This window comes from Pseudomonas sp. Irchel s3h17 (assembly GCF_900187505.1).
In the GTDB taxonomy this organism is placed as follows: Bacteria; Pseudomonadota; Gammaproteobacteria; order Pseudomonadales; family Pseudomonadaceae; genus Aquipseudomonas.
In genome coordinates this window covers 92,939-118,118 of sequence record NZ_FYDL01000015.1, presented here as the reverse complement: position 1 = coordinate 118,118, position 25,180 = coordinate 92,939, and the positions used below count along the sequence as shown (strand labels likewise).

The window sequence follows — 25,180 nt, the reverse complement described above, 5'->3', positions numbered from 1 at the left end:
AGCCTAGGCATAATGCAGCTGTTCCCCCAGGCACCCAATGCTCATGACTCCAACCCTTCCCCGCAGACCCCGTTGGCGCAGCCTGGCCTTGCTCGCCCTGTGCCTGGCGCCTTTGCTGTGGCCACTCGAGCACCTCGCCGAGCGTTACTACCGCAGTGAACTGGCGGGGCAGAATCGCCAGACGCTGGACCTCTACGTCGCCAACCTGCTGGGCACCCTGCACCGCTATGAGGTGTTGCCACAGATCCTCGGCGACCTGCCTGCCCTGCGCGCCGTGCTGGGGGCGCCGCAAGACGGTGTCATCCAGGGCAATGCCAACCGTTTCCTGAAAAACATCAGCGCCCAGACCGGCGCCGAAGTGATGTACCTGATGGACACCCGAGGCAACACCCTGGCTGCCTCCAACTGGGACAAACACGACAGCTTTGTCGGCCGCAACTTTGCCTTTCGGCCGTACTTCAGCGAAGCCATGCAAGGTCGTCTCGGGCGCTTTTTCGGTTTGGGCACCACTTCCGCCAAACGCGGCTACTTCTTCGCCGCCGCCGTGCGCAAGGGTGAACAGATCATCGGCGTGCTGGTAATCAAGGTCGATCTGGACCACACCGAAAGCCTGTGGGGTAAAACCCCTGAACAACTGCTGCTGACCGACCATAACGGCGTGGTCATTCTCACCTCGCGAGCCGATTGGCGCTTTCGCGCGACTCGCCCACTCACCGACGAGGAACGCCAGGCGATCGCTGCGGTGCAGCCCTACCCGACCCGCGATCCCCAACCGCTGAACCTCGACCCCAAGGCCTGGCTGACCCAGACTCAACGGATCGAGGAAACCGGCTGGAGCGTCAGCATCCTCGCGCCCAGGACCCTGATCGATCGCCCGGTGCGCACGGTGGTCGCCATCGGTGGCGCGGCGCTGCTGGTGTTGATGCTGTTGCTGGGGCTGCTGATGCAGCGTCGACGTCACTACCTGCAGCGCATCGACTTCGAAGCCAAGACCCGCCGAGAACTGGAAGCCCGGGTCGCCGAGCGGACCAGTGACCTGGAAGGCCTCAACCGGCGCCTCAAGCAGGAAGTACTGGAGCGCGAACACGCGCAGCAGGAACTGGTGCGCGCCCAGGATGACCTGGTGCAGGCTGGCAAACTGTCGGCGCTGGGCACCATGTCGGCGAGCATCAGCCACGAACTCAATCAGCCGCTGGCCGCGATTCGCACCTACGCGGAAAACGCCGAGATACTGCTCGACCATGAGCGCACCGAAGACGCCCGCGGCAACCTGAAACTGATCAGTGAACTGACTGGACGAATGGCCTCGATCATCGCCCACTTGCGCGCCTTTGCCCGTCGCGACCGCCACGCCCCGGAGAGCGTCGCGCTGCAACCGGCGCTGGACGATGCCCTGGCGTTGCTGGCCAAGCGTCGCCGCAGCATGGAGGTCGAGCTGATCCGCGACCTGCCGGCAGCCACGCTGTGGGTCGAGGCGGGCGAAACCCGTCTGCGCCAGGTGCTCGGCAACCTGCTGGCCAACGCCCTCGACGCCCTCACCGAAAAAGGCCCGCCGCGCAAACTCTGGCTGAGTGCCGAATCCACTGCCGAGGGCGTCAATCTGTACATTCGCGACAACGGCCCGGGGTTCTGCATGGAGGCCCTGGGACGCGCCAGCGAGCCGTTCTACACCACCAAGACCCGCACCCAGGGGCTTGGCCTGGGACTGGCCATCTGCGAAACCCTGATGCGCGCCTTCGGTGGCGAACTGTCGTTCGCCAACCACAAGGAAGGCGGCGCCCTGATCACCCTGCGGCTGCGCGCTGGCGCACCCGGTGTAAGCCTGCAACCGTCCGAGGACCGCAGTGAATGAGCAACTTCATCGACAACCGCATCCAGGTGGTGCTGATCGACGACGATCCCCACCTGCGCCAGGCCTTGAGCCAGACGCTGGACCTGGCTGGCCTGAAGATCCTGCCCCTGGCCGAAGCCAAGGGCCTGGCCTCGCGTCTTGAGCGCGATTGGCCGGGCGTGGTGGTCAGCGACATCCGCATGCCCGGCATGGACGGTCTCGAACTGCTGAGCGAACTGCACGCCCAGGACCCGGAGTTGCCGGTACTGCTGATCACCGGACACGGCGATGTACCGTTGGCGGTGCAGGCCATGCGTGCCGGTGCTTATGACTTCCTCGAAAAACCCTTTGCCAGCGATGCGTTGCTCGACAGCGTGCGCCGCGCCCTGGCCCTGCGCCAGCTGGTGCTGGAAAACCGTAGCCTGCGGCTGGCCCTGAGCGACCGCAATGAACTGAGTTCCCGGCTGATCGGCCACTCGGCGTCGATGCTGCGCCTACGCGAGCAGATCGCCGCACTGGCGCCGACCAAGGCGGATGTGCTGATCCTCGGTGAAACCGGCGCTGGCAAGGAAGTGGTGGCCCGCGCCCTGCACGACCTGTCGAACCGGCGCAACGGGCCGTTTGTCGCGATCAACGCCGGAGCGCTGGCGGAATCGGTGGTCGAGAGCGAGCTGTTTGGCCACGAGCCTGGCGCTTTCACTGGCGCGCAAAAACGCCGCATCGGCAAATTCGAGTTTGCCAATGGCGGCACGCTGTTCCTCGATGAAATCGAAAGCATGAGCCTGGATGTTCAGGTGAAGCTGCTGCGCTTGCTGCAAGAGCGGGTGGTCGAGCGCCTGGGTGGCAATCAGTTGATCCCGCTGGATATCCGGATCATCGCCGCCACCAAGGAAGACCTGCGCCAGGCCGCCGACCAGGGGCGTTTTCGTGCCGATCTGTACTACCGACTGAACGTAGCGCCACTGCGTATTCCACCACTGCGCGAACGTGGCGAAGACGCGCTGACGATGTTCCAGCACTTTGCCAATGAAGCGAGCGAGCGCCATGGCTTGGCGCCTCACGAGCTGCAACCGGGCCAGCGCGCCCTGCTGCTGCGCCATACCTGGCCGGGCAACGTGCGCGAACTGCAAAACGCCGCGGAACGCTTCGCCCTCGGGTTGGAGCTGGCGCTGGACATCAATACCGCCGATGGCAGCCCCGCCCCCGTCAGCGTCCAGCCCGACGGGAACCTGAGCGAGCAAGTGGAAAGCTTCGAAAAGAACCTGATTGCCGCTGAGCTGGCACGCTCTCACAGCTCGCTGCGCAGCGTGGCCGAGGCCCTGGGAATTCCGCGCAAAACCCTGCATGACAAGCTGCGTAAACACGGACTGAACTTCGCCGATGCCGCGGGTGCAAACCCTCACGCCGACGAGATCGATTGAGCCGCGCCGACTAACCTTTACTTAAGCACCAGCACTTTGAGGCCCAGCATGAACCGCGACAGTCGTCACCTGGAATCGATCCTGCACCGCGACATTCCCCTCACGCGGGCCATGGGCTTGAAGGTGCTCGACTGGCAGTCCCATCAACTGCGCCTGCAGCTCCCACTGGAAGCGAACGTCAACCACAAGAGCACCATGTTCGGTGGCAGCCTGTATTGCGGCGCAGTGCTCGTTGGCTGGGGCTGGCTGCATCTGCGCCTGCGTGAAGCCGGCATAGAGGATGGGCACATCGTGATCCAGGAAGGGAAGATCAACTACCCGCTACCGGTGACCAGCGATGCGACGGCCATTTGTCAGGCACCGAGTGCGGCGGTCTGGAAAAAGTTCGTGACGATGTATGAGCGATATGGCCGGGCACGATTGACGCTGCATACGCGGATTGTGAATACCGGGAGCGATGAGGATGCGGTGACGTTTACCGGGCAGTATGTCTTGCACCGGTGACGTATTGTCTATCGGCACAGTGGCCACTGGGGGGTCTGAATCAAGGCCGCTTACTTATTATTGATAGCGAAACTGAAGACAACACTACTGGCTTCGGTTTCACCTTTCTGAACAATCAGTCTACTGTTCCCGGAACACGTCGCCTTTTCATAACCCACCACGTCGATATTTGCTACATAGCCTGCTTTCATAGAGCAACTTGCTTGATTCTTTACATACCCCCCTACTCTATGCATGACATCGGACTTTCCTAAAACAATACTTCCCTCAGTCAAGACCGGGCTAATTACCACATCCATTGAATCGCCCATCATTTCCCGGTCCTTATCCCCAGGATGCATTTCAAACCCGCCACCAGGCTGAGTACTGACTAATAAATACATGCCGACAGGAGGCGAAACAATCTTGATGGATGCTGGAAGGTGTGCCGCGGTTGAACTGCAACCTACTAACAGACCGAACACTGCAGCAAGAGGCAAACTGAATAGATTCATAATGACCTCATTATTTTTGTAGCACGCAAAAAAAATACATGCCTGGATGCTAGCACCCAGACATGTACTTGGAACCTGTCAGAGTTGACAGTGTATAAATCAACAGTCGTGAACGGTCAGCCTGGCCTTGACCCTTTATTAGCTTGCACTCAACTTCAACAACTTATCTCGCCAGGCTGCGCCCGCTGGCAGCGCCAGGAAGAACTCATTAAGCAAGGAATCCCGGGCAGGATAGGTGAAGGGTTCGCCATGCAGGTTCAGCACCTCGCCGCCCGCCCCTTCCAGTACGCCTTGCGCCGCCGCGGTATCCCATTGCGAAGTCGGCGCCAGCCGTGGATAACAATCCGCCGCGCCTTCGGCCAGCAGGCAAAATTTCAGCGAGCTGCCGATATTGGCCAGTTGCAACTCACCCAGGCTGTCGCTCAACCCGGCCAGCAAGCGCTCCTGCTCGGGGCTGGAATGCCGGCGGCTGGCGACCACGGTGAACGCCTCGCCTGCCGGCGGTGTTGCGCGGACCTGGATCGGCAACGGTGCAGCGTCTTTGTCGGCACGCCATGCACCCAGACCGGCACCGCCGAAGTAGCAGCGACCGTTGGTCGGCATCGACACCACGCCAAACACCACCCGGCCCTGTTCGATCAACGCGATGTTGACGGTGAACTCCTCACTCCCGGAAATGAACTCCTTGGTGCCGTCCAGTGGGTCCACCAGCCACCAGCGCTGCCAACCCGCGCGTACGCCTTGAGGGATGTTGGCGTCTTCTTCCGACAACACCGGAATGTTCGGATCAAGGGCTGTCAGCCCCGCCAGAATCACGTGGTGCGCCGCCAGGTCAGCGGCAGTAACCGGCGAGTCGTCAGCCTTGGCGGTCACCGCCGTGCCTGTGCGCCAGAACGGCAGGATCGCCTCACCGGCCTGCAAGGCCAGCTCGACGACCGGCGCCATCAACGGATGAGGGAAGTTCATGGCTGGAACACTCCACGCTGAGTCAGCAGGTCACGGGCGAGGTACAACGCCGCCAAGGCGCGCCCCTCGGTGAATTGCGGATTCTGCGCCAGCGCCGCCAGCTCACGCAGATTGACCCGGTCCAGGCGCATCGGCTCTGGCTCATCACCTTCCAGCCGCTCTTCGTACAGGTCAGTCGCCAGCACCACCTGGATTTTCTGGCTCATGTAACCGGGCGATAGCGACAGTTCGGTCAGGTGCTCCAGTTGCCGTGCGCCATAGCCAGCTTCTTCCTTGAGTTCACGCTCGGCGGCGGCCAGCACGTCTTCGCCGGGTTCGATCAGGCCCTTGGGCAACGACATTTCGTAGGCATCGGTACCGCCGCAATACTCTTCGACCAGCACCGCATGATCGGCATCGAGCATCGCCACGATCATCACTGCGCCATACCCGGCGCCCTTGCCGACCAATCGCTCATAGGTACGCTCGACGCCATTGGAAAAGCGCAGTTGCACCTCTTCAACGCAAAACAAGCGGCTGGTGGCGACGATCTCGCGGGCTAGGACTTCGGGTTTCTGGCGCATGGCGGCTCCTTGACGTGAACGGGTTACTATACCCGGCCTGCCCTGATTGTTTATGTCGGATATCTGTTTACCGCTGGAGAAGTCTTCAATGCCATCACTGCCCTGGCGCGACATCGATACCGTTCTGCTGGATATGGACGGCACGCTGCTGGACCTGCACTACGACAACCATTTCTGGATGGAGCACCTGCCCCAGCGTTACGCCGAGCTGCACGGGGTAAGCCGGGCCATGGCCGAGCTGGAACTGCAGCCACTGTTCGAACGTAACGCCGGCCAGTTGCAGTGGTATTGCCTGGACTTCTGGAGCAGCGAGCTGAAGATCCCGGTGCGCGAGCTGAAGCTGGAGACCGCCCATCTGATTGCGCTGCGCCCGGACGCCGACACCTTTCTGGCGGCGATCAGACAGGCCGGCAAGCGCGTGATCCTGATCACCAATGCGCACCGCGACTCACTGTCGCTGAAACTGGAAAGAATCGAGCTGGCACCGTACTTCGAGCGGCTGATCAGCTCCCACGACTACGGCTTCCCCAAGGAAAACCCGCAATTCTGGGACGCCCTGCGCGCCGATATCGATTTCGACCCGGCACGCAGCCTGTTCATCGACGATACCTTGCCGATCCTGCGCAGTGCCCGGGAGTTTGGCGTGGCGCATTTGCTGGCGGTGCGTGTGCCGGACAGCCGCAAGGCGCCCAAAGACACTGCGGAGTTTGCGGCGGTGGGTGATTATCGGGCGTTGATCGAAGGGTTGTAGCAACCATTGTGGCTGTTGTGGCTGTTGTGGCTGTTGTGGCGAGGGAGCTTGCTCCCGCTGGGCCGCGAAGCGGCCCCCAATCGGTATCGACGTAGACTCAGACAGCATCCACAACCCGATTCACGACTGCTGCACAGTCGAGCGGGAGCAAGCTCCCTCGCCACGACACCGGTGTTACTCGGGAATACGCAACGACTGCCCTGGATAGATCTTGTCCGGGTGCGACAACATCGGTTTGTTGGCTTCGAAAATTTTGTTGTACAGGTTGGCATTGCCGTACACGGTCAGGGAAATCGCGCTCAGGGTGTCGCCCTTCTTCACCACCACAAAACGGGCTGTCGCGACAGCCGGGCCGGTCACGACGATCTGATCGTCCACACTGCCCACGCCCGCGATATTGCCCACCGCCAGGAGGATTTTTTCTTTCTCTTCCTGACTGGCCACTTCGCCGGTCACCGTGACCTTGTCGCCATCCACCGTGGCCTGCACATTCGGGTTGCCCAGGCCGACCTTCGCGATATGGTCCTTCAACTGCTCGCTCGCATTGGCGTTACCCGGCGTCAGCAAATCAATCAGTTTCTCGCCTGCTTCTTTCACAAAGCTCAAAAGACTCATGGTGCACTCTCCTTGGGTTTATAGGTCCGGTCGCGAAAGACTAGACCAAGACGGTGCCGCGTGGTTCCCGGCCGACCAATGACGCCCATTGCGCACAAGCGCTAGAATCCCCCTCCTGACCTGCTGCGCACTGGAGCGACGATGGACATCAAACAGCTGAAATTCCTCATCGCCCTCGACGAAACCCGGCACTTTGGCCAGGCAGCCGCGCGCTGCCACATCACCCAGCCCACGCTGTCGATGCGCTTGCGCAGCCTTGAAGAAGAGCTTGATTTGCCACTGGTCAATCGCGGCCAGCGCTTTGAAGGGTTCACCGCGCCGGGCGAGCGGGTGCTGGCCTGGGCCCGCACCGTGCTCGCCGCCTATGACGGGCTGCAGGCCGAGGCCGCAGCCTGTCGCGGCAACCTGGTCGGTACGCTGCGCCTGGGGGTGGTGCCGCTGTCGAGTTTCGATCCTCTGCCGCTGATGCAACAACTGCACGGCGAACACCCCAACTTGCGCTTCGAACTGTCCGCCTTGAGTTCCGAACAGATCCTCGAGCAACTGGCCAACAACCGGCTGGATCTGGGAGTGTCCTATCTGGAGCGTCTGGACGGCGAGCGCTTCGACTCGCTGGCGTTCAGCGAAACCCGCATGGGTTTGCTCTATGACCAGCGCTTCTTCAGCTTCGGTGACACACCATTGAGCTGGGAGGCGTTGATCGAGTTGCCGCTGGGCATGCTCACCAGCGGCATGCACTTTCGCCAGTCCATCGACCACAACTTCCACAGCCGGGGCCTTAACCCGCGACCGCTGCTGCAGACCGACGCCGTCCATCAACTGCTGCAAGCCGTACACGGTGGCCTGTGCTGCGCGGTGATGCCCCTGGAAGGTGGCCTGGAATCACTGACCGAGCACTTGCGCCTGCAACCGATCGAAAACGCGCAAACCCTTGGCCGGCTGGGGTTGATCATGCGGCGCAGTGCGCCACGCTCGGCGCTGGCGGAAGCCTGTTTTGCGATCTATCAGAAATCACCGGCAGGCTTTTGATCGACGGCATCTATCGGCGGATCAGTAATAGCGATTAGACGCGACACTTTGCCACGCCTAGGATTAAGGCTGGATAACCCGCCGGTATTGCCCCATGAACGCCAAGCGTCCGGCCTGCGCGGCGCCTGCTCCAGTAACGCCCGCGCCCGCCGCCAGTCAGAGCTACCAGTACTGCAACCTTGATCACAGTGAGTCAGCCAGCACCGCGCTCGCTGAGGAAGTGGCGCTGGCGATCGCCTACAACGGCATCAGCCAGGCCGTGATGCTGGTCACCCCGACCGACCTGGAAGACTTCATTGTCGGCTTCAGCCTGGGCAGCGGGATCATCAGCGATCTGTCCGACATCTATGACCTGCAATTGACGGGCGCAGGCAGCGCGCAGTATGCGCAGGTCAACATTGCCAGCCGCGCCTTCTGGAACCTCAAGCAGCAGCGTCGGCAACTGGCCGGCACCAGCGGTTGCGGCCTCTGCGGCGTGGAGGCCGTGGAACAGGCCCTGCCGCAACTCAAGGTATTGCCCGGGGCACCGCTGCCCCCCGCGCACTGGCTCGAGGGCCTGCGCCAGCGCATCGGCGCCTTCCAGCCTCTGGGCCAGCACTGCGGCGCGGTGCACGCGGCGGTGTTCATGAACAACCGGGGAGAATTGTTGCTGGGCCGTGAAGACATCGGCCGGCATAACGCCCTCGACAAGCTGATCGGTGCCCTGGTGCGCCAGAACATCCCGACGGCCGGCGGGCTGGCGATTGTGACCAGCCGCTGCAGCCTCGAACTGATCCAGAAAGTCCTGCGCGCCGGCATCCAGACCCTGGTCAGCCTGTCGTCGCCCACCGGCCTTGCCTTGCAATGGGCACGCCGGCACAACCTCAACCTCATCCACCTGCCGCAGAAAAGTGCGCCGCGGGTCTACAGCCCAGCGATGGAGAATCAAGCGTGAGCACTCATCATCAAGCCGACCAGACACCCACCCCGCGCTACAAGCCCTACAAGGGCCCGGCCGGTGGCTGGGGCGCATTGATCAGTGTTGCCCAGGCCTGGCTGACCAGCGACAACGCGCTGAAAAACCTGCGCATGATGCTCAAGACCAACCAGAACGGCGGTTTCGACTGCCCCGGTTGCGCCTGGGGCGATTCCCCGGAAAGCGGCCTGGTCAAGTTCTGTGAGAACGGTGCCAAGGCCGTCAACTGGGAAGCCACCAAGCGTCGCGTCGATGCGGCATTCTTTGCCAAGCACAGCGTCAGCGCCCTGCTGGAACAGAGCGACTACTGGCTCGAGTACCAGGGCCGGCTGACCGAGCCCATGCGCTACGACGTCGACACCGACCGCTACACCCCTATCAGTTGGGACGCGGCGTTCACGCTGATCGGCCAACACCTGCAGAACCTGCCAAGTCCCGACCAGGCCGAGTTCTACACCTCGGGGCGCGCCAGCAACGAAGCGGCGTACCTGTATCAATTGTTTGTCCGTGCATTCGGCACCAACAACTTCCCCGACTGCTCGAACATGTGCCACGAGGCCAGCGGCGTGGCCCTGGCGCAAAGTGTCGGGGTCGGTAAAGGGACCGTGACCTTCGACGACTTCGAACATGCCGACGCGATTTTCGTCTGGGGCCAGAACCCCGGCACTAACCATCCGCGGATGCTCGAACCCCTGCGCGAAGCGGTCAAGCGCGGTGCCCAGGTGGTGTGCATCAACCCGCTGAAAGAGCGGGGCCTGGAACGCTTCCAGCACCCGCAACACCCGATCGAAATGCTCACCAACGGCGACAAACCGACCAACACCGCGTATTTCCGTCCGGCGCTGGGTGGTGACATGGCCTTGTTGCGCGGCATGGCCAAGTTCCTCCTGTTATGGGAACGCGAAGCCCAGGGCAGTGGGGCGCCAGCCGTGTTCGACCATGACTTCCTCAACGAACACACGGCCAACATCCTCGACTACCTGAACCAGATCGACGACACCCCGTGGGAGCAGATCGTCGAGCAGTCCGGCCTGACGCTGGTCGAGATCGAACAAGCGGCGCGCATGTACGCCAAAGCCCAGAACGTCATCATGTGCTGGGCCATGGGCATCACCCAGCACCGCCACTCGGTGCCGACCATCCAGGAAATCGCCAACCTGATGCTGTTGCGCGGCAACATCGGCCGGCCAGGCGCGGGTTTGTGTCCGGTGCGCGGGCACAGCAACGTGCAAGGCGACCGGACCATGGGTATCAATGAACGCCCGCCCGTGACGTTCCTCGATTCACTGGAGCGACGCTTTCAGTTCAAGGTGCCCCGTGACAACGGCCACAACGTGGTCGAGGCGATTCACGCCATGCTTGAAGGCCGCTCGAAAGTCTTTATCGGCCTGGGTGGCAACTTCGCCCAGGCAACACCGGACAGCCCACGGACGTTCCAGGCGCTGCGTAACTGCGACCTCACGGTACAGATCAGCACCAAGCTCAACCGCAGCCATCTGGCCCACGGCAAAGAAGCGTTGATCCTGCCATGCCTGGGCCGCACCGACATCGACCTGCAAACCGAAGGGGCGCAAGCGGTCACCGTGGAAGACTCCTTCAGCATGGTTCACGCCTCCAATGGCCAGCTTCAACCGCTGTCCCGCCAGATGCGCTCCGAGCCGTCGATCATCGCCGGTATCGCCGCCGCGACCCTGGGCAGCACACCGGTCGACTGGACCTGGCTGGTCGCCGACTACCGCCGCATTCGCGAACTGATCGCCGACACCATTCCGGGCTTCACGGATTTCAACCAGAAGATCGAACACCCGGGCGGCTTCTACCTGGGTAACAGTGCCGGCGCCCGGCGCTGGAACACCACGTCAGGTCGCGCCAACTTCCGCCCCAACATCCTGCCGGCGGATCTTGTGCACGAACGCACCCGCGCCACCGGGCAGTTGCCGGACCTGATCATGCAGTCGATGCGCTCCCACGATCAGTACAACACCACCATCTACGGGCTCGATGATCGCTATCGGGGTGTCAAGGGGCAGCGTGACGTGCTGTTCGTCAATGAAGCCGACATCATTCGCCTGGGCTTCAAGCCCGGGCAAAAGGCCGACATCGTGTCGATCTGGGATGACGGTCGCGAACGGCGGGTCAAGGGCTTCACCTTGCTGGCGTTTGACATTCCAGCCGGGCAGGCGGCAGCCTACTACCCGGAAGTGAACCCGCTGGTGCCGCTGGAAAGCACCGGGGATGGCAGCCATACGCCCACCTCCAAGTTCGTGGCGATCCGCCTGGAAGCCGCCAGTGACAGCGGGCTGATCATGGCCAGGTCGGCCTGAGGGAAGGCGTCCGCGCATTGCCACCGGTGTCGCCCTGCCGGCTGCACTCGCGGCGCTTTCCAAACGCCCACAAAAAAGGCCGCTTTTACATAAAAGCGGCCTGTCTCAAGTAGCTAAAGACCCGCGAAAACTAATAAAGTTCCGTCTAAAAAACAACAACTTAGCAAAATGTGCACAAGTCGTGTTACTCGTCGGATTTCGATTGTAACCGTCCTGTCACAGCCTCAGGATCGCCTCGTCATCCCTTTGAGGCTCCTCTAATGAAGTTCTCCTCGATTCTCTTGTTGTCCCTTGGCCTGATCAGCGGCGTAGCGTCAGCTGGAGGCAACACCGAAGCCGGTGTGGGCGGCGCATTGGGCGGGGTTCTTGGCTCGGTCGTCGGTCAGTCACTGGGCGGTAACACCGGCTCGACCATTGGTGCCGCACTGGGTGGTGCGGGTGGTAGTGCGGTGGGTGCCAACAAACACAGCCGTGGTGAAGCCGCCATCGGCGGTGCACTCGGCGCGGCGGGCGGCAACGTGGTCGGTCGCAACGTAGGCGGCACCACAGGCAGCCTGATCGGCGCAGCCGCTGGTGGTGGTGCGGGTGGCGCGCTGGGCAACTACATGGGCAACAAATACGATAACGATGATGACGATGACGATAACGGTCATCGCCGCTATCGCGGTGGCCACGACGATCGCCGCTACTACCGTGATGGTCACCCGGGCCGTGGCCATGCCTATGGGCATCGCAAGCACAAGCACCGTTACTATCGTGATCGCGACTAAACACCACGCCGCATCACGATCGAGACTCAAAAAAAATCGCAGCCCCCGGGCTAATGCCAGTCAGTTAAGAGAAATAAAGCCGAACACGAAACCCGTGGCGAGGGAGCTTGCTCCCGCTGGGGCGCAAAGCGGCCCTGTTTTTGGGCTGCTACGCAGCCCAGCGGGAGCAAGCTCCCTCGCCACGGGTACTATGTTCGGCTGGTCTTTGGCTTAACTGATCGGCATTAAGCCCCCGGGCTGCGATTTTTCGTTTCACACCACCAACCGCTCCAGGGCCTGGCGCAACCCGCCAGGAATCGACACCGGCTGGTTCGACGCCCGGTCCACAAACACGTGGACAAAGCGCCCCGCCGCACAAGCCTCCTCTTCCCCGGCCTTGAACACGGCCAGCTCGTACTGCACCGAACTGTTGCCCAGTTTGCCCACCCGCAAGCCGATCTCGATGCGCTCGGGAAAGGCAATCGACGCGAAGTAGTCACAAGCCGAGCTCACCACAAAGCCCACGACCTCGCCGTCGTGAATATCCAGGCCGCCGACTTCGATCAGGTAGGTGTTCACCGCCGTATCGAAAAAGCTGTAGTAGGTCACGTTGTTCACATGACCGTAGACATCATTGTCGTGCCAGCGGGTGATGATCGGCTGGAAGTGACGGTAGTCGGTACGTTGTGGCATGCGCTCGGTCATCGGGTTTCTCGTCAAAGGGACTGGCAGTGTACGGATTGCGATGGTCGATCAGGCAGCCTGCCACTGGGCAAAACGTCCGTCCCTGGCCGCCAGCTCAGCGATCACTCGCGCCGGCTTCCACAACGCACCCTGTTCAGCCTCAAGGCACAGCAAACGGGCATGGATATCCGCCAACCCCTGCTGATCGGCCCAGGCCATTGGCCCGCCCTTGTCCGCCGGGAAACCATAGCCGTTGAGGTACACCCGATCGATGTCGTGAGCGGAGTCGGCGATGCCTTCCTGAAGAATCTTCGCCCCCTCGTTCACCAGGGCCAGCAGGCAGCGCTCAAGGATCTCTTCGGCACCGATCTCCCGACGCTGGTAACCCAGCTCCTCACTGACTCGCTGCACCAGCGCATCCACCTCGACATCGTGTTCGGCCTGACGGCTGCCGGGCTCGTAGTGGTAGAAACCATTGCCACTCTTCTGACCGAAACGCCCCAACTCGCACAGACGGTTATCCACCTGGATCTCGGCGTCATCCTGACCGACACCCGCCAGTTCCCGGGCGCGCCAGCCGAGGTCGATGCCCACCACGTCGTACATGCGGAACGGCCCCATGGCGAAACCGAAGCCTTGCAGCGCGGCATCCACCTGATAGGGAAGTGCGCCTTCAAGCAACATCTTGCGTGCTTCGAGCACGTAGGTATTGAGCATCCGGTTGCCAATAAAACCGAAGCAGTTACCCGCTACCACACTGACCTTGCCCATGCGCTGGCCCAGGACCCCGGCCGCCTCGAGCACCGCTGGGGCCGTCTGCGCACCACGGACGATTTCCAGCAGTTTCATGATGTGCGCCGGGCTGAAGAAATGCAGGCCCAGCACCTGTTGAGGGCGCTGTGTCACGGCGGCAATGGCGTCGATGTCCAGCGCCGAGGTGTTGCTGGCGAGAATCGCTTCGGGCTTGAGCAGGCCATCGAGCTCACGGAATATGTTCTGCTTGAGCTCGAGGTTTTCGTAGACCGCCTCGATCACCAGGTCGACGTCGCGGATCGCCGGATAGCCGAGCGCCGCGGTCACTCGAGCGATCCGCGCATCGGCTTCGGCTTGATCAATGCGCCCCTGACGGACGTTGTGGGCCCAGGTGTCGGCAATAGCCGTAAGGGCCTGGTCGAGCATCTGCGGGTTGTTGTCGACCCATTGCACCGGCACCCCGGCGTTGGCCAGGCACATGACGATGCCACGGCCCATGGTGCCTGCGCCGATCACGGCGGCACGCTGAATCTGGAAGGGCGTCTGGCTCATTGTTTGCTCTCTTGTTGGCGATCCAAAGACAGCGTCCACCATAGTCAGCCCGACAGCGTTTTTGAAGTTTATTCCCGTGATGGGCGACATTCAGCGGATGGATGTTCCCCCCTACCCAACACTCGATCATTCCCTCGCTCTGCGTGGGAATGCAGCCCGTGACGCTCCGCGTCAGCCTGGCAAGTGGGATTGAACCCAGCCCCGCACCTCGGCATAGGGATAATTCTCCAGCGCCGCAAACCCGTGAATCGCGCGGGCCTTGAGCTTGGTGAACAGCGGCACGCTGATACCGCACAAGAACCGGGTCAGGCGCTCTGCACTCGGCACACTGCCGTTGTAGGCCTGATGCTTGTGGATAAAATCGCCACAAAGCGCATCGAAGTTTTTATCCACAAGCGCAGGCAACAGCGGCGGCGCCGGTAAACGGGCAACCTGGCCATGACACACCGAACAATGCCCACACTCTTGCGGTGCATTATCGTCGCCGAAATACCGCGCCAAGCGGTGACCCAGGCAGTGGTCGGTGGCGAACAGGTCGAGCATCGCGTGGATTCGTGCGACTTCCGTACGCTCATGCCGGGTGAAGTAGGTGTGCAGTTCAACGCTCAAGGCCTGAGCGTCGAAGTGGCTCTGCAACAGGCTGTAGACCTCGGTCATCTGCTTGCTTTCAAGCTCGACCCAGCCTTTTTCCTGGAAGTAATCCAGTGCCTTGACCACCCGGGCACGCTCGGCCTGGTGCTGTAGATACAATGCGTCGAAATTCACGGTGGCCCAGGTTCGCGCACGGCTCGAGGTCTGGATGATCGCGTCGACAAAGTCCCGGCGCTCGCCTTCGAAACGCGCCAACAGTACCTCAGGCTCGACCAGGAACTTGAACCGGTACTCGGCAAAGTAGGCATAACGCGGTGCGATCAGCCTTTTGAGCTCCAGTTGCACCAGCAAGGTCTTGAGCGGCAGCTGGCGAATGTTGCTCTGGTCGGCCAGCGGCCCCAGCAGGAACTCCCACTGCCCGTCCGGCGCGGCCGCCTGCAGTTCGTCCAGCACGCAACGGATGCCCTCCAGCTCCGGCGTATCGCCGTAGACGAAGTTCTCCAGCACGTTGAGGCTGTCGCGGTTGGCTAGCACCAGGCAATCGGACGGCTGCCCGTCACGCCCGGCACGACCGATTTCCTGGCTGTAGTTCTCGATGGATTTGGGCAGGTCGAAATGCACTACGTTGCGGATATCGCTCTTGTCGATGCCCATGCCAAAGGCGATGGTCGCGACGATGCAAGTGGACTGCCCGCCCATGAACCGACGTTGAATCGCCTCGCGCTGCTCATGGGGCAACCCCGCGTGGTAGGCCTCGGCCTGAAGACCGTTCTGGCTCAGGTGCTGGGCAATCTGCTCGGCGGTTTTCTGCAAGGTCACGTAGACGATACTCGGCTGCCCGGCACGCTGGCCCATCCACTCCAGCAGGCGGCGGCGCTTGTCCTGGCCGCGCACCGGTTCAACCAGCAAATTGAGGTTGGGCCGATAGAACCCGGTGGTCACCACATCGTCTGGTGCGATGGCGAACTTCGCCTGCATGTCGGCGATTACCTTGGGCGTGGCGGTCGCGGTCAGCAGCAAGGTCTGGGGGATATTGAACTGGCGCTGGTAGTCCGGCAGCTTCAGGTAATCGGGGCGGAAGTTGTGGCCCCACTCGGAAATGCAGTGTGCCTCGTCCACCACCAACAACGAGATCGGCACCTGCTGCAGGAAGTTGCGAAAGCGCTCGTTTTTCAGGCGCTCCACGGAAATCATCAGGATCTTCAACTCGCCACTGCGCGCCCGCGCCATCACCTCGTTGGCATCGTCGCGACTCTGGGCCGAATCAATGCTCGCTGCCGCGATCCCGTGGTGCTGCAAGAATGCCAACTGGTCCTGCATCAGCGCCAGCAACGGCGAGACCACCAGTGTCAGGTGCGGCAGCAACAAGGCGGGCAGTTGATAACACAAGGACTTGCCGGACCCGGTCGGGAAAATTGCCGCCGCCGAACGCCCGGCCAGCACCGCACTGACTGCCGCTTCCTGGCCAGGCCGAAACTGCGGATAACCAAAGACCTGTTCGAGGGTGTTGTGCATAAGCGGTCACTCCGTTGACGGCTGCGGTACCGAAAGCCCGGTGGGCGAACGCAGCAGGTCGAGAAACAGACGGGGGGGGTAAAGAGGGTACGCAATGATACAGTCAGAATGACGAAAGGCTTGCGGCGCATTTGCCCTGCGAAGTAACGAAATGCCCTACGCGATCCGACGCGTGTGCAGCACAGACGCTCTACACCTGGCCAGACCATCACGTGAGAAACGCGATCAGATTAAACATTACTGTAAAAACCCGGAAAACCCTGTAGTCCAACATCCCGACACCCTGTAAATCCCCTACAACACCTGTCCATACCAGCTGTATTGCTGTGTTTTGTCGAAGCTCTCTATAGTTTGCCGCGCAGCAAAAAAAGCTACCCGCCGGGCGACTTCGCGAACGCGTACTGGACTGATCCCATGAATACCCTCTCTCCGATGACCGAGCGTTACCGTCCGCTGAAAACCACTTGCGGCGACACACCCGTACTGGTGATCGACACTCATGCCACGCCCCAAGCCCTGCTCGACGCCACCCAACAACGCATCCGCGCCGCCAGCGACCTGCTCGAAACCCTCTATTGCCTGTGCTTCAACCAGGCGGACATCAAAGATATCCCGCATATCGTCAACGCACTTTACCTGCTGACACAGGATGGCAACGATTTGCTCGAGGTCGTTCAGCAGCGGATGGGAGGAATAAAGAAACCCACAAACATTCCATACAACACCCCACAAACCCCGCAACACTAATCGCCTTTAACACTTAATTAATCACAACTAACCTGCCAACTGATTAATTATATAAAGGCACCACCATGACAATACTAACCGTATACTTTTGTGGCACTGGCTCGACTAAATTCGACAACACTAATGACACCTACTGGAATGGAGAACTTGTTTCAACACTGGCATCCCATGAGCTCAGTCGAGAGTTTTCCGAGTGGATCCTGGTGGATGGCCCCGGTACCGGCAACCTGCAGGCCGATGAACTGTTCTACAAATCCGAAGACTATGGCATGTCGGGGAGCCTGTTCGGCAAAGGCTGGGAAGAAAACGTCAGGCACGCCCTGCAAATCGTCAAAGGCACGTGCTCCTGGAAGCGGGTCGAACTTACAGAGCAGGAATACAAGCGCCTGAAGGCCGCCGGCGTTCCCATTGAAGATGTCAACGTGGAGGGTTCCTGGTTCTGGCGTAAATACAACTACGGTGACCGAACAGTCACCCAGCAGCAGTTACAGGAACAAATCATCAAGACGTTCCGCAAGGATGGGATAATTCCTGCCCAAGTCAATCTTGTGGGTTGGAGCCGGGGCGCCATAAGTTGTCACATGCTGGCCAACATGATGCTCAATGATCGCGACCTGAAAAATGTTCCGGTTAATATCTTCGCCGTTGACCCGGTACCCGGCCCACTCAACTTTCAAACCGAGCGCGTAACACTCGGCGCCAACGTCAAAGAGTATGTCGGTTTCTTTGCCCGTGACGAACGCTCCAAAGGATTTTCCTGCGTCGTCCCACTGACCCACAGCAGCACCAGGACCCACATCTACCCCATGGCGGGCCGCCATGGCACCTTGGTCGGCAACGCCAGCGCCAATGGCATAAAAGGCCCGAGCGTACTGCCGGAGCCCGGCCTGATCGTTCGCCACTTCGCCGAAACCTGCCTGACCCGTTGGGGAGGGAAACTGGACAAGAAACTCAACCTGTCGATCCCCGACCTTGAGAACTACCACAACACCCTGAAAGACGCCGATGCCCAATACATGCTCATGCGCAAAGAGTCCTACACCTACTTCATCGAACAAGAACAGGGCGAGCGCTCTGTCTCCCATGGCAGCAAAGGCACTGCCTTTTCGTCAATCAAGGGCGCCGGGATGCAGCCTGCGGCGGGACTTGGCGCGAGCCTGACGTTTAATGAATCGAGTTACCTAGCGATTCGTTGATGTTCGACAGTGCACTCACTGATCATTCCCAGGCCCGGCGCGGGAATGATCGACCTCCACACGCGAGACAACGGATTGCAACCACGGCCTTACACGCTTGATCCCGTCAGCAGCCTGCCCCGCTCTTCCACCCAAGCCTGACGAGCAATAAGATCCGCGCATCTCCAACCGGACACTGACCGATGAACCTCGCCCCCAATTTCCCCGACGACCTTGCCATGCAGTCGCTCATGCAGCTTTTGCACGAAGAACTCGGCCTGCCCGAACGCAAAGCCATCAACCTCGGCACCTCGATCAACTTCGATCTTGGCTGCGACGGCGCTGATGCGCGGAACCTGATGGAAACCCTGGAAGAGCAGTTCGCCATCGATTTGATCGACTACGACGCCTATCGCTACTTCCACCCCGAAGGCTACGATGTGTTCCTCAAGCGCAGGGCCAAGGGGCGAGGCGACAAGCTCCCGCTGACGATCGGCATGCTCTACCAGGCCATCAAGGCCCAACGCTGGGACACGCAGGTACTCGAAGGCCTGTAGCGTCCGCTGTGCCGTTCGTGTTGACCTGTAAACCTGAGGAGCAGGCTCAATCGCACACACAAAAGCCGCCCCGAAGGGCGGCTTTCTCATTGCATCAAACCAACACTTACAACTGAGGACCCGCAGCCTTGATCGCGTCGCTCACGTCGAACTTCTTGAAGTTCTCGGTGAACAGGCCGGCCAGTGCCTTGGCGGCTTCGTCGTAGGCGGCTTTGTCAGCCCAGGTGTTGCGTGGGTTCAGCAGGCCAGTCTCAACACCCGGTACGGCCAGTGGCACGTCGAGGTTGATGGTGTCCAGGTGCTCGGTCTCGGCACCGATCAACGCGCCGCTCTGGATCGCTGCGATCACGCCACGAGTGGTCGGGATGTTGAAGCGGTTGCCAACACCGTAGCCACCGCCGGTCCAGCCGGTGTTGACCAGGTAGACCTTGGAGCCGAAGCCGCGGATGCGCTTGATCAGCAGCTCTGCGTATTCGCCAGCCGGACGCGGGAAGAACGGTGCGCCGAAGCAGGTGGAGAAGGTCGACTTGATGCCGCTGCCCGAACCCATTTCAGTCGAGCCCACCAGTGCGGTGTAGCCAGACAGGAAGTGGTAGGCCGCTTGTTCTTCGCTGAGGATCGACACAGGCGGCAGTACGCCGGTCAGGTCGCAAGTCAGGAAGATCACAGCGTTTGGCTCGCCACCGAGGTTCTTCGGTGCGCGTTTTTCGATCAGTTCGCGCGGGTAAGCGGCGCGGCTGTTCTGGGTCAGGCTGTCGTCGGCGTAGTCGGCCTTTTTGTTGGCATCCAGGACGACGTTTTCCAGTACCGCGCCGTGCTGGATGGCTTTCCAGATCACCGGCTCGTTCTTCTCCGAGAGGTCGATGCACTTGGCATAGCAACCGCCTTCGATGTTGAACACCACGCCCACGCCCCAGCCGTGCTCGTCGTCACCGATCAGGTAACGGCTTTCGTCAGCCGACAGGGTGGTCTTACCGGTACCCGACAGGCCGAAGAACAGGGTCACGTCGCCCTCTTCGCCCATGTTGGCCGCGCAGTGCATCGGCAGAACGTCGACTGCTGGCAGCAGGAAGTTCTGAACCGAGAACAGGGCCTTTTTCATTTCGCCGGCGTAACGCATGCCCGCGATCAGCACTTTCTTGGCCGCGAAGTTGATGATCACGGTGCCGTCGGAGTTGGTGCCGTCACGCTCAGGTACGCATTCGAACTCTGGAACGTTGAGGATCTGCCACTCGCCCTTGCCGCCCGCGTTGTACTGGCCAGCTTCCGGGTTGATGAACAGGCAACGGCCGAACAGGTTGTGCCAGGCAGTACCGGTGGTCATCTTGACCGGCAGGTAGTGTGCAGGGTCGGAACCTACATGCACGTGGGAAACGAAACGCTCGCGTTCGCCGATAAAGGCTTCAACGCGGCTCCACAGGGCATCGAACTTGTCGGCTGGGAACTTGCGGTTGATCGTGCCCCAGGCGATTGCGTCCTGAGTGCCTGGCTCTTCAACAATGAAACGGTCAGCGGGCGAGCGGCCGGTGCGGTGACCGGTGCGAACAACCAGCGCGCCGGTATCGGCAAGCTCGCCTTCACCGCGATTCAGGGCTTCTTTAACCAGATCATCAACACTCAGATCGGTGTACACGGCGTTATTGGCTTGCGTCATGAGGTTCCCCGTCGGCCAGTGGCCGAGTGCTCCAAACGTTTTGTAGTAGAAAGTCCTGCACTACTACCGCGAAAAAAGTGGGCCGGATTATGCCAGAAACGCCCAAAAAAAGTAGGGCCCTCCCGTCAGGACGGCGTTATACCGGCATTTGGCAGTTAATTTACCTGCGCTGAAACGTTTTAGTGACGAGTATCTGACGGCGTATCGACACCCGCTCCGGCGAACAATTGAGTGATATCGGCCGCGTCGAACAGATAACGCTCATTGCAGAACTGGCAGTCGATCTCGATCGCGCCACCGTGCTCAAGCACCAACTTCTGAGCATCGTCCTGACCTAGGCTGACCAACGCGTTACCGGAGCGTTCACGGGAGCAACTGCAATGGAAGCGCAGTTTCTGCACGTCGAACAGACGGACCTGCTCCTCGTGATAGAGGCGGTGCAACACGGTTTCGTTGTCCAGGCTCAGCAGTTCATCGGCGGTCAGGGTGCTGCCCAGCGCGGTGATGTGCTGCCAGCTGGCGGCGCGTTCTTCTTCATCTTTCAGGCGGTCGGCCGGCAGTTGTTGCAGCAGCAGGCCACGGGCGCGACGGCCATCGGCGTGCAGCCAGAAACGCGTGCCCACTTGTTGGGACATGACGAAATAGTTGGTGAAGCATTCCGACAGGGTCGCGCCGTCGAGGTCGACGATGCCCTGATAGCGCTGGCCCTGGGTCGGGTCGACGGTCAGCGCCAGGACACCGTTGGGCATCAGGTCGGCCAGGGTCGCGTCAGGGGCGATCTTGTCCGCCTCATAACGGGCCAGGCCGCGAATTTCGCGCGCGCTCGAGCATTCGATCATCAGCAGTGGCACCGGGCCTTCGGAGCGCGCCTGAAGGATCAGCAAGCCATCGAACTTCAAGGTGCCGACCAGCAGCGCCGCGGCCGCCATCAACTCGCCGAGCAACTGAGCTACCGGCTCCGGATAGGGGTGCTTGGCGAGGACTTCGGCGTAGCTACGCTCCAACGCCACCAGCTCGCCGCGGGTATCGCTGTCATCGAAGATGAAGCGTTGGGTGTAGTCGGTATCCGGTAGATCAGTCATAGGTCTGGGTATCTGAAGTGATGACAAAATAAGTACGAGGGCCGGAAATCACCAACCCGCACCCTCTGGGTGCGTGATTTTCAACCGTGGGGGGCATTTTATGAACAATCGGGGTCCGTTCCAAGCAAGGTTGGACGCTCGACCGATGGATGCGCTGCCATTGAGTCCCGATAACGCTACCGGGACCAGGTTACTCCGCCGCATTCCCACCATGGAACTTGAACAGGTCGCGGCGCTGTTTCTTGCTCGGCTTGCCGTCGGTGCTGACACCCAGGGCGCCGGCCTTGCGCAGGGCTGCGGCGTTTTCGCGCTTGGCGATACTGGCCGGGGTCTCGACGTACAATGCCTGGGCCTCGGGGGCACCACGACGCACGATCGACAGCGCCTGGACCACCACCGTGCGCTCGTCGAAACCGGCCCGGATCTGGAACTCGTCACCGATTCTCGGCTCCTTGCCCGGCTTGCAACGCTCACCCCGACAATGCACTTTGCCGCTCTCGATGGCGGCCTTGGCCAGCGCGCGTGTTTTGTAGAATCGCGCCGCCCACAACCACTTGTCGAGACGGACTTTGTCGTCCTCTTCGGTTTTTTGTGCCATGGCATTTCCTCATTCTGAAATATTTCCGAACTGTACTACCGTTTCTGTCGTGCCATGAATTTCACCCGGTCAGCTTACAATGCGCGACGTCCTCGGGCTGCACCCGAGTACCGGAAATCCGGGCTGTAGATATCTGTCGCCTTTTAACCACTATTCTGCGTGAATACTGCACATTCGACCGCATCGCGGTACGAGCGGTTTTCTCACCGGCTGAGTACATTTGAAGACATTTGACCATTTGACCGTTGTGGGTCTGCGCGAGTGGGTGGCGCTTCCCGGCCTGGGAGTCGCGGGCCTGCGGGCGAAAATCGACACCGGTGCCAGCACCTCCAGCCTGCACGCCACCGATATCGAGCCGTTCGAGCGCGACGGTGAGAAGTGGGTGCGTTTTACCGCGCACCTGGGCACGGTGGTGCAATTGCGTCACCGCCGCTGCGAAGCACCGCTGGTGACGCGCAAAACCATTAAGAGCTCCAATGGCCAGGCGCAGGTGCGCTACGTGATCAGCACCACCCTGGCGCTTGGCGACCGGGTCTGGCGGGTCGAGTTCACGCTTGCCTGCCGCAAGTCCATGCGTTATCGCCTGTTACTCGGTTCCAAAGCCCTGATCGACGGCCAGTTGGTCGTCAACCCAGGGATCAAATACGTTCAAGACAAGCCGGTGTTCCCGGCCTCCACTACCTTCTCCACAGGTGTTGCATGAAGATCGCTGTGCTGTCGCGAAACCCGCGTCTGTATTCCACTCGTCGTTTGGTTGAAGCCGGGACCGAACGCGGCCATGAGATGGTGGTGATCGATACCCTGCGCGCCTATATGAACATCGCCAGTCATAAGCCGCAGATCCACTATCGGGGCAAACCACTGGAAGGCTTTGACGCGGTGATCCCGCGAATCGGCGCTTCGGTGACGTTTTATGGCTGCGCGGTGTTGCGCCAGTTCGAAATGATGGGTGTGTTCCCGCTCAACGAGTCGGTGGCCATCGCCCGCTCGCGGGACAAACTGCGCTCGCTGCAACTGCTGTCACGCCGTGGCATCGGTTTGCCGGTCACCGGCTTTGCCCACTCCCCGGACGACATTCCCGACCTGATCGACATGGTCAACGGCGCGCCGCTGGTGATCAAAGTGCTGGAAGGCACCCAGGGCATTGGCGTGGTGCTGTGTGAAACGGCCACCGCGGCAGAGTCCGTGATCGAGGCGTTCATGGGCCTCAAGCAGAACATCATGGTTCAGGAGTACATCAAGGAAGCCGGCGGCGCGGACATTCGCTGCTTCGTGGTCGGCGACAAGGTGATTGCCGCGATGAAGCGCCAGGCCAAGCCCGGCGAGTTCCGCTCCAACCTGCACCGGGGCGGCAGCGCCAGCCTGATCAAGATCACTCCGGAAGAGCGCATGACGGCATTGCGTGCGGCCAAGGTCATGGGCCTGGCGGTCGCGGGCGTGGACATCCTGCGTTCCAACCACGGGCCACTGGTGATGGAGGTGAACTCATCACCGGGCCTGGAAGGGATTGAAACCACCACCAACAAGGACGTGGCGGGGATCATCATTCAGCACCTGGAGAAGAACGGCGGGCCGAACATGACGCGGACCAAGGGGAAAGGCTGAGACAGGCCGATCACCCATGTGACTGGAGAGCTTGCCGCTGTCGGGACAAGGAGTCCTTCGGCCTCCAGCGGGAGCAAGCTCCCTCGCCACATGGATCACCCTCGGCGGTTAGACGGCGTCTCTTGGCAACATCAGCCCCAACGGCAGTCTCACCCGCGCTTCCAGGCCTCCACCGGTACGGTTGCGCAGCTCGACGTTGCCGCCATGCATCGAGGCAATCCGCTTGACGATGGCCAGGCCCAACCCCGTTCCTTTACCGCCCCGGGCACGGTCGCCACGGGTGAAGGGATTGAAGATCGCTTCCAGCTCCGACGGATCGATGCCGGCCCCGCGGTCCATGACGCTCAGCACCACGTAGGGCGCGCTGACATCGCCCGAGACATAGGCCGCCACCTCGACATCGCTACCAGCGTGATTCAAGGCGTTACCGATCAGATTGTTCAGCAGCCGCTTCATCGAGACCCGACGCAACGGGAACGGCTGGATCGGTTCCAGGCGCAAGCGCACCCGCTCCTCGTTCTGGTTGAACGGCGCCGCTACTTCACGCACCAGATCACTCAGGTCGACGGCTTCCACCGATTCGTCACGACCATCGCGAATGAACGCCAGGAACTGGTCGAGAATCGCGTCCATGTCCTCGATGTCGCGCACCATGTCGTCGGTCAGGTCGCTGCGGTTACCCATCAGCTCCAGCGACAGGCGCAAGCGGGTCAAGGGTGTGCGCAGGTCGTGGGAGACGCCCGCCAGCATCAACTCGCGCTCGCGCCCCGCCTGTTCGACGTCCTCGGCCATCTGATTGAAGGCGCGATACACCTCGGCCATCTCACTGGGTGTGTCGCTGATCGGCAGCCGCACGCTGCGGCCCTGCCCCAGTTGCCTGGCGGCATCGACCAGGCGCTTGAGCGGCTGATTGAGCTGACTGACGAATATCCACGCCGAAGCAGTGGAGAGCAAACCAATGGCGAGGAACCAGCCGAGCACGCTCCAGATTTTCTGGCCACGCAACGGGTGCGGGTACAGCGGCACTTTCAGCCAGCCATCCCCCAGGCTCGGCGCCTTCACCCACAACGCCGGTGGCGCGTGCATGCGCAGGCGCACTTCCGTGTCGCCGCCCAGTTCGGCCTGCATCTGTCGCTGGTAGATTTCACTGTAGGGCCAGTGTTGTTCGCCATCGGGAACCCCAGCGCCCACCACGCGGATCAATCCGACGTCATTGGCGATCTTGTCTCGGTTCTCTTCATCGGCGGCCCAGTAGGCGCGCAAGGTCAGGGCAACACCGTGGCTGTATTGACGATCCACCAGCACGTCCTCGTTCATCAACAGATAAACCAGGGTCAGCGCCTTGGAAAACAGCACGACAATCAGCACCAGCCAAAGGGTGCGGGAGAAGAAACTCTGGGGGAACCACACGGGGGTTTTCATAGACGACAGCTACACACTTTGCAGGAACGAGTCAGACTCGCAG

24 protein-coding genes are annotated in these 25,180 nt (G+C 61.1%); 13 read left to right on the top strand and 11 right to left on the bottom strand.

From position 1 onward, the window contains the following. The first annotated feature begins 43 nt into the window (after positions 1-43). The 3 genes from CKW25_RS21025 to CKW25_RS21015 are packed head-to-tail and all read left to right on the top strand — an operon-like array spanning position 44 to position 3,756. Positions 44-1,852, top strand: a complete 1,809-nt coding sequence (locus tag CKW25_RS21025) for an ATP-binding protein (RefSeq protein ID WP_095082199.1) — start codon at positions 44-46, stop codon at positions 1,850-1,852. After that, complete coding sequence (locus tag CKW25_RS21020) at positions 1,849-3,252, top strand: sigma-54 dependent transcriptional regulator (RefSeq protein ID WP_095082176.1); 1,404 nt, start codon at positions 1,849-1,851, stop codon at positions 3,250-3,252. The genes CKW25_RS21025 and CKW25_RS21020 overlap by 4 nt, the downstream gene beginning before the upstream one ends. Positions 3,253-3,300: 48 nt before the next feature. After that, positions 3,301-3,756, top strand: coding sequence for a thioesterase domain-containing protein (locus CKW25_RS21015; RefSeq protein ID WP_095082174.1), 456 nt, complete (start codon positions 3,301-3,303; stop codon positions 3,754-3,756). A gap of 50 nt (positions 3,757-3,806) precedes the next feature. On the opposite strand, the gene CKW25_RS26380 is transcribed toward CKW25_RS21015, so the two are convergent. The 3 genes from CKW25_RS26380 to nudE form a co-directional block, all read right to left on the bottom strand. Next, positions 3,807-4,250: a hypothetical protein gene (locus CKW25_RS26380; RefSeq protein WP_143497388.1), complete on the bottom strand. Its 444-nt coding sequence runs from the start codon at positions 4,248-4,250 to the stop codon at positions 3,807-3,809. A 138-nt stretch (positions 4,251-4,388) separates the two neighbouring features. Next, positions 4,389-5,216 carry a 3'(2'),5'-bisphosphate nucleotidase CysQ gene (gene cysQ / locus CKW25_RS21005; RefSeq protein WP_095082170.1) on the bottom strand — a complete coding sequence of 276 codons (828 nt, stop codon included), beginning with the start codon at positions 5,214-5,216 and terminating at the stop codon, positions 4,389-4,391. Then, positions 5,213-5,779, bottom strand: a complete 567-nt coding sequence (nudE, locus tag CKW25_RS21000; RefSeq protein ID WP_095082169.1) for an ADP compounds hydrolase NudE — start codon at positions 5,777-5,779, stop codon at positions 5,213-5,215. Before nudE ends, cysQ begins: the two co-directional genes overlap by 4 nt. Before the next feature lie 88 nt (positions 5,780-5,867). Between nudE and yrfG the strand changes: the two genes are divergently transcribed. Next, on the top strand, positions 5,868-6,530 hold the full coding sequence (yrfG, locus tag CKW25_RS20995) for a GMP/IMP nucleotidase (RefSeq protein WP_095082167.1): 663 nt from the start codon (positions 5,868-5,870) through the stop codon (positions 6,528-6,530). Positions 6,531-6,704: 174 nt separating this feature from the next. Here yrfG and lysM read toward each other — a convergent pair whose 3' ends face one another. Further along, complete coding sequence (lysM, locus tag CKW25_RS20990; protein WP_095082165.1) at positions 6,705-7,145, bottom strand: peptidoglycan-binding protein LysM; 441 nt, start codon at positions 7,143-7,145, stop codon at positions 6,705-6,707. Positions 7,146-7,286: 141 nt separating this feature from the next. Between lysM and CKW25_RS20985 the strand changes: the two genes are divergently transcribed. From CKW25_RS20985 to CKW25_RS20970, 4 genes are all read left to right on the top strand, one after another. Beyond that, complete coding sequence (locus CKW25_RS20985; RefSeq protein ID WP_095082163.1) at positions 7,287-8,174, top strand: LysR family transcriptional regulator; 888 nt, start codon at positions 7,287-7,289, stop codon at positions 8,172-8,174. A 94-nt stretch (positions 8,175-8,268) separates the two neighbouring features. Next, positions 8,269-9,108, top strand: coding sequence for a formate dehydrogenase accessory sulfurtransferase FdhD (fdhD, locus tag CKW25_RS20980; RefSeq protein WP_095082161.1), 840 nt, complete (start codon positions 8,269-8,271; stop codon positions 9,106-9,108). Further along, positions 9,105-11,453, top strand: a complete 2,349-nt coding sequence (locus CKW25_RS20975; protein WP_095082160.1) for an FdhF/YdeP family oxidoreductase — start codon at positions 9,105-9,107, stop codon at positions 11,451-11,453. Before fdhD ends, CKW25_RS20975 begins: the two co-directional genes overlap by 4 nt. A 260-nt stretch (positions 11,454-11,713) precedes the next feature. Then, positions 11,714-12,223, top strand: coding sequence for a glycine zipper domain-containing protein (locus tag CKW25_RS20970; RefSeq protein WP_095082158.1), 510 nt, complete (start codon positions 11,714-11,716; stop codon positions 12,221-12,223). A gap of 252 nt (positions 12,224-12,475) precedes the next feature. Here CKW25_RS20970 and CKW25_RS20965 read toward each other — a convergent pair whose 3' ends face one another. From CKW25_RS20965 to CKW25_RS20955, 3 genes are all read right to left on the bottom strand, one after another. Continuing rightward, the gene (locus CKW25_RS20965) at positions 12,476-12,907 is read right to left on the bottom strand and encodes a thioesterase family protein (protein ID WP_095082156.1); all 432 of its coding nucleotides are present in this window, start codon (positions 12,905-12,907) and stop codon (positions 12,476-12,478) included. A 48-nt stretch (positions 12,908-12,955) separates the two neighbouring features. Next, positions 12,956-14,191 (bottom strand): 3-hydroxyacyl-CoA dehydrogenase, encoded by a 1,236-nt coding sequence (locus CKW25_RS20960; protein WP_095082154.1) that lies wholly within the window; start codon positions 14,189-14,191, stop codon positions 12,956-12,958. A gap of 171 nt (positions 14,192-14,362) precedes the next feature. After that, positions 14,363-16,297 carry an ATP-dependent DNA helicase RecQ gene (locus CKW25_RS20955; RefSeq protein WP_095082152.1) on the bottom strand — a complete coding sequence of 645 codons (1,935 nt, stop codon included), beginning with the start codon at positions 16,295-16,297 and terminating at the stop codon, positions 14,363-14,365. A 414-nt stretch (positions 16,298-16,711) separates the two neighbouring features. On the opposite strand from CKW25_RS20955, the gene CKW25_RS20950 reads away from it, so the two are divergent. From CKW25_RS20950 to CKW25_RS20940, 3 genes are all read left to right on the top strand, one after another. Beyond that, positions 16,712-17,044 carry a hypothetical protein gene (locus CKW25_RS20950; protein WP_095082150.1) on the top strand — a complete coding sequence of 111 codons (333 nt, stop codon included), beginning with the start codon at positions 16,712-16,714 and terminating at the stop codon, positions 17,042-17,044. A 65-nt stretch (positions 17,045-17,109) separates the two neighbouring features. After that, entirely contained in the window at positions 17,110-18,240 is a 1,131-nt protein-coding gene (locus tag CKW25_RS20945) for a hypothetical protein (protein WP_095082148.1), read from the top strand. A gap of 182 nt (positions 18,241-18,422) precedes the next feature. Continuing rightward, positions 18,423-18,776, top strand: a complete 354-nt coding sequence (locus CKW25_RS20940) for a DUF1493 family protein (protein ID WP_095082146.1) — start codon at positions 18,423-18,425, stop codon at positions 18,774-18,776. A gap of 106 nt (positions 18,777-18,882) precedes the next feature. On the opposite strand, the gene CKW25_RS20935 is transcribed toward CKW25_RS20940, so the two are convergent. The 3 genes from CKW25_RS20935 to CKW25_RS20925 form a co-directional block, all read right to left on the bottom strand. After that, positions 18,883-20,430: a phosphoenolpyruvate carboxykinase gene (locus CKW25_RS20935; protein ID WP_095082144.1), complete on the bottom strand. Its 1,548-nt coding sequence runs from the start codon at positions 20,428-20,430 to the stop codon at positions 18,883-18,885. A gap of 179 nt (positions 20,431-20,609) precedes the next feature. Next, entirely contained in the window at positions 20,610-21,512 is a 903-nt protein-coding gene (gene hslO / locus CKW25_RS20930) for an Hsp33 family molecular chaperone HslO (protein ID WP_095082142.1), read from the bottom strand. Positions 21,513-21,702: 190 nt separating this feature from the next. After that, positions 21,703-22,110 carry an RNA-binding S4 domain-containing protein gene (locus CKW25_RS20925; RefSeq protein ID WP_095082140.1) on the bottom strand — a complete coding sequence of 136 codons (408 nt, stop codon included), beginning with the start codon at positions 22,108-22,110 and terminating at the stop codon, positions 21,703-21,705. Positions 22,111-22,390: 280 nt separating this feature from the next. On the opposite strand from CKW25_RS20925, the gene CKW25_RS20920 reads away from it, so the two are divergent. Continuing rightward, on the top strand, positions 22,391-22,813 hold the full coding sequence (locus CKW25_RS20920; RefSeq protein ID WP_256578000.1) for an ATP-dependent zinc protease: 423 nt from the start codon (positions 22,391-22,393) through the stop codon (positions 22,811-22,813). After that, positions 22,810-23,715, top strand: a complete 906-nt coding sequence (gene rimK / locus CKW25_RS20915) for a 30S ribosomal protein S6--L-glutamate ligase (protein WP_095082137.1) — start codon at positions 22,810-22,812, stop codon at positions 23,713-23,715. The genes CKW25_RS20920 and rimK overlap by 4 nt, the downstream gene beginning before the upstream one ends. Before the next feature lie 108 nt (positions 23,716-23,823). Here the strand turns inward: rimK and CKW25_RS20910 are convergent, their stop codons facing one another. Continuing rightward, positions 23,824-25,137: an ATP-binding protein gene (locus CKW25_RS20910; RefSeq protein ID WP_095082135.1), complete on the bottom strand. Its 1,314-nt coding sequence runs from the start codon at positions 25,135-25,137 to the stop codon at positions 23,824-23,826. Positions 25,138-25,180 lie beyond the last annotated feature (43 nt).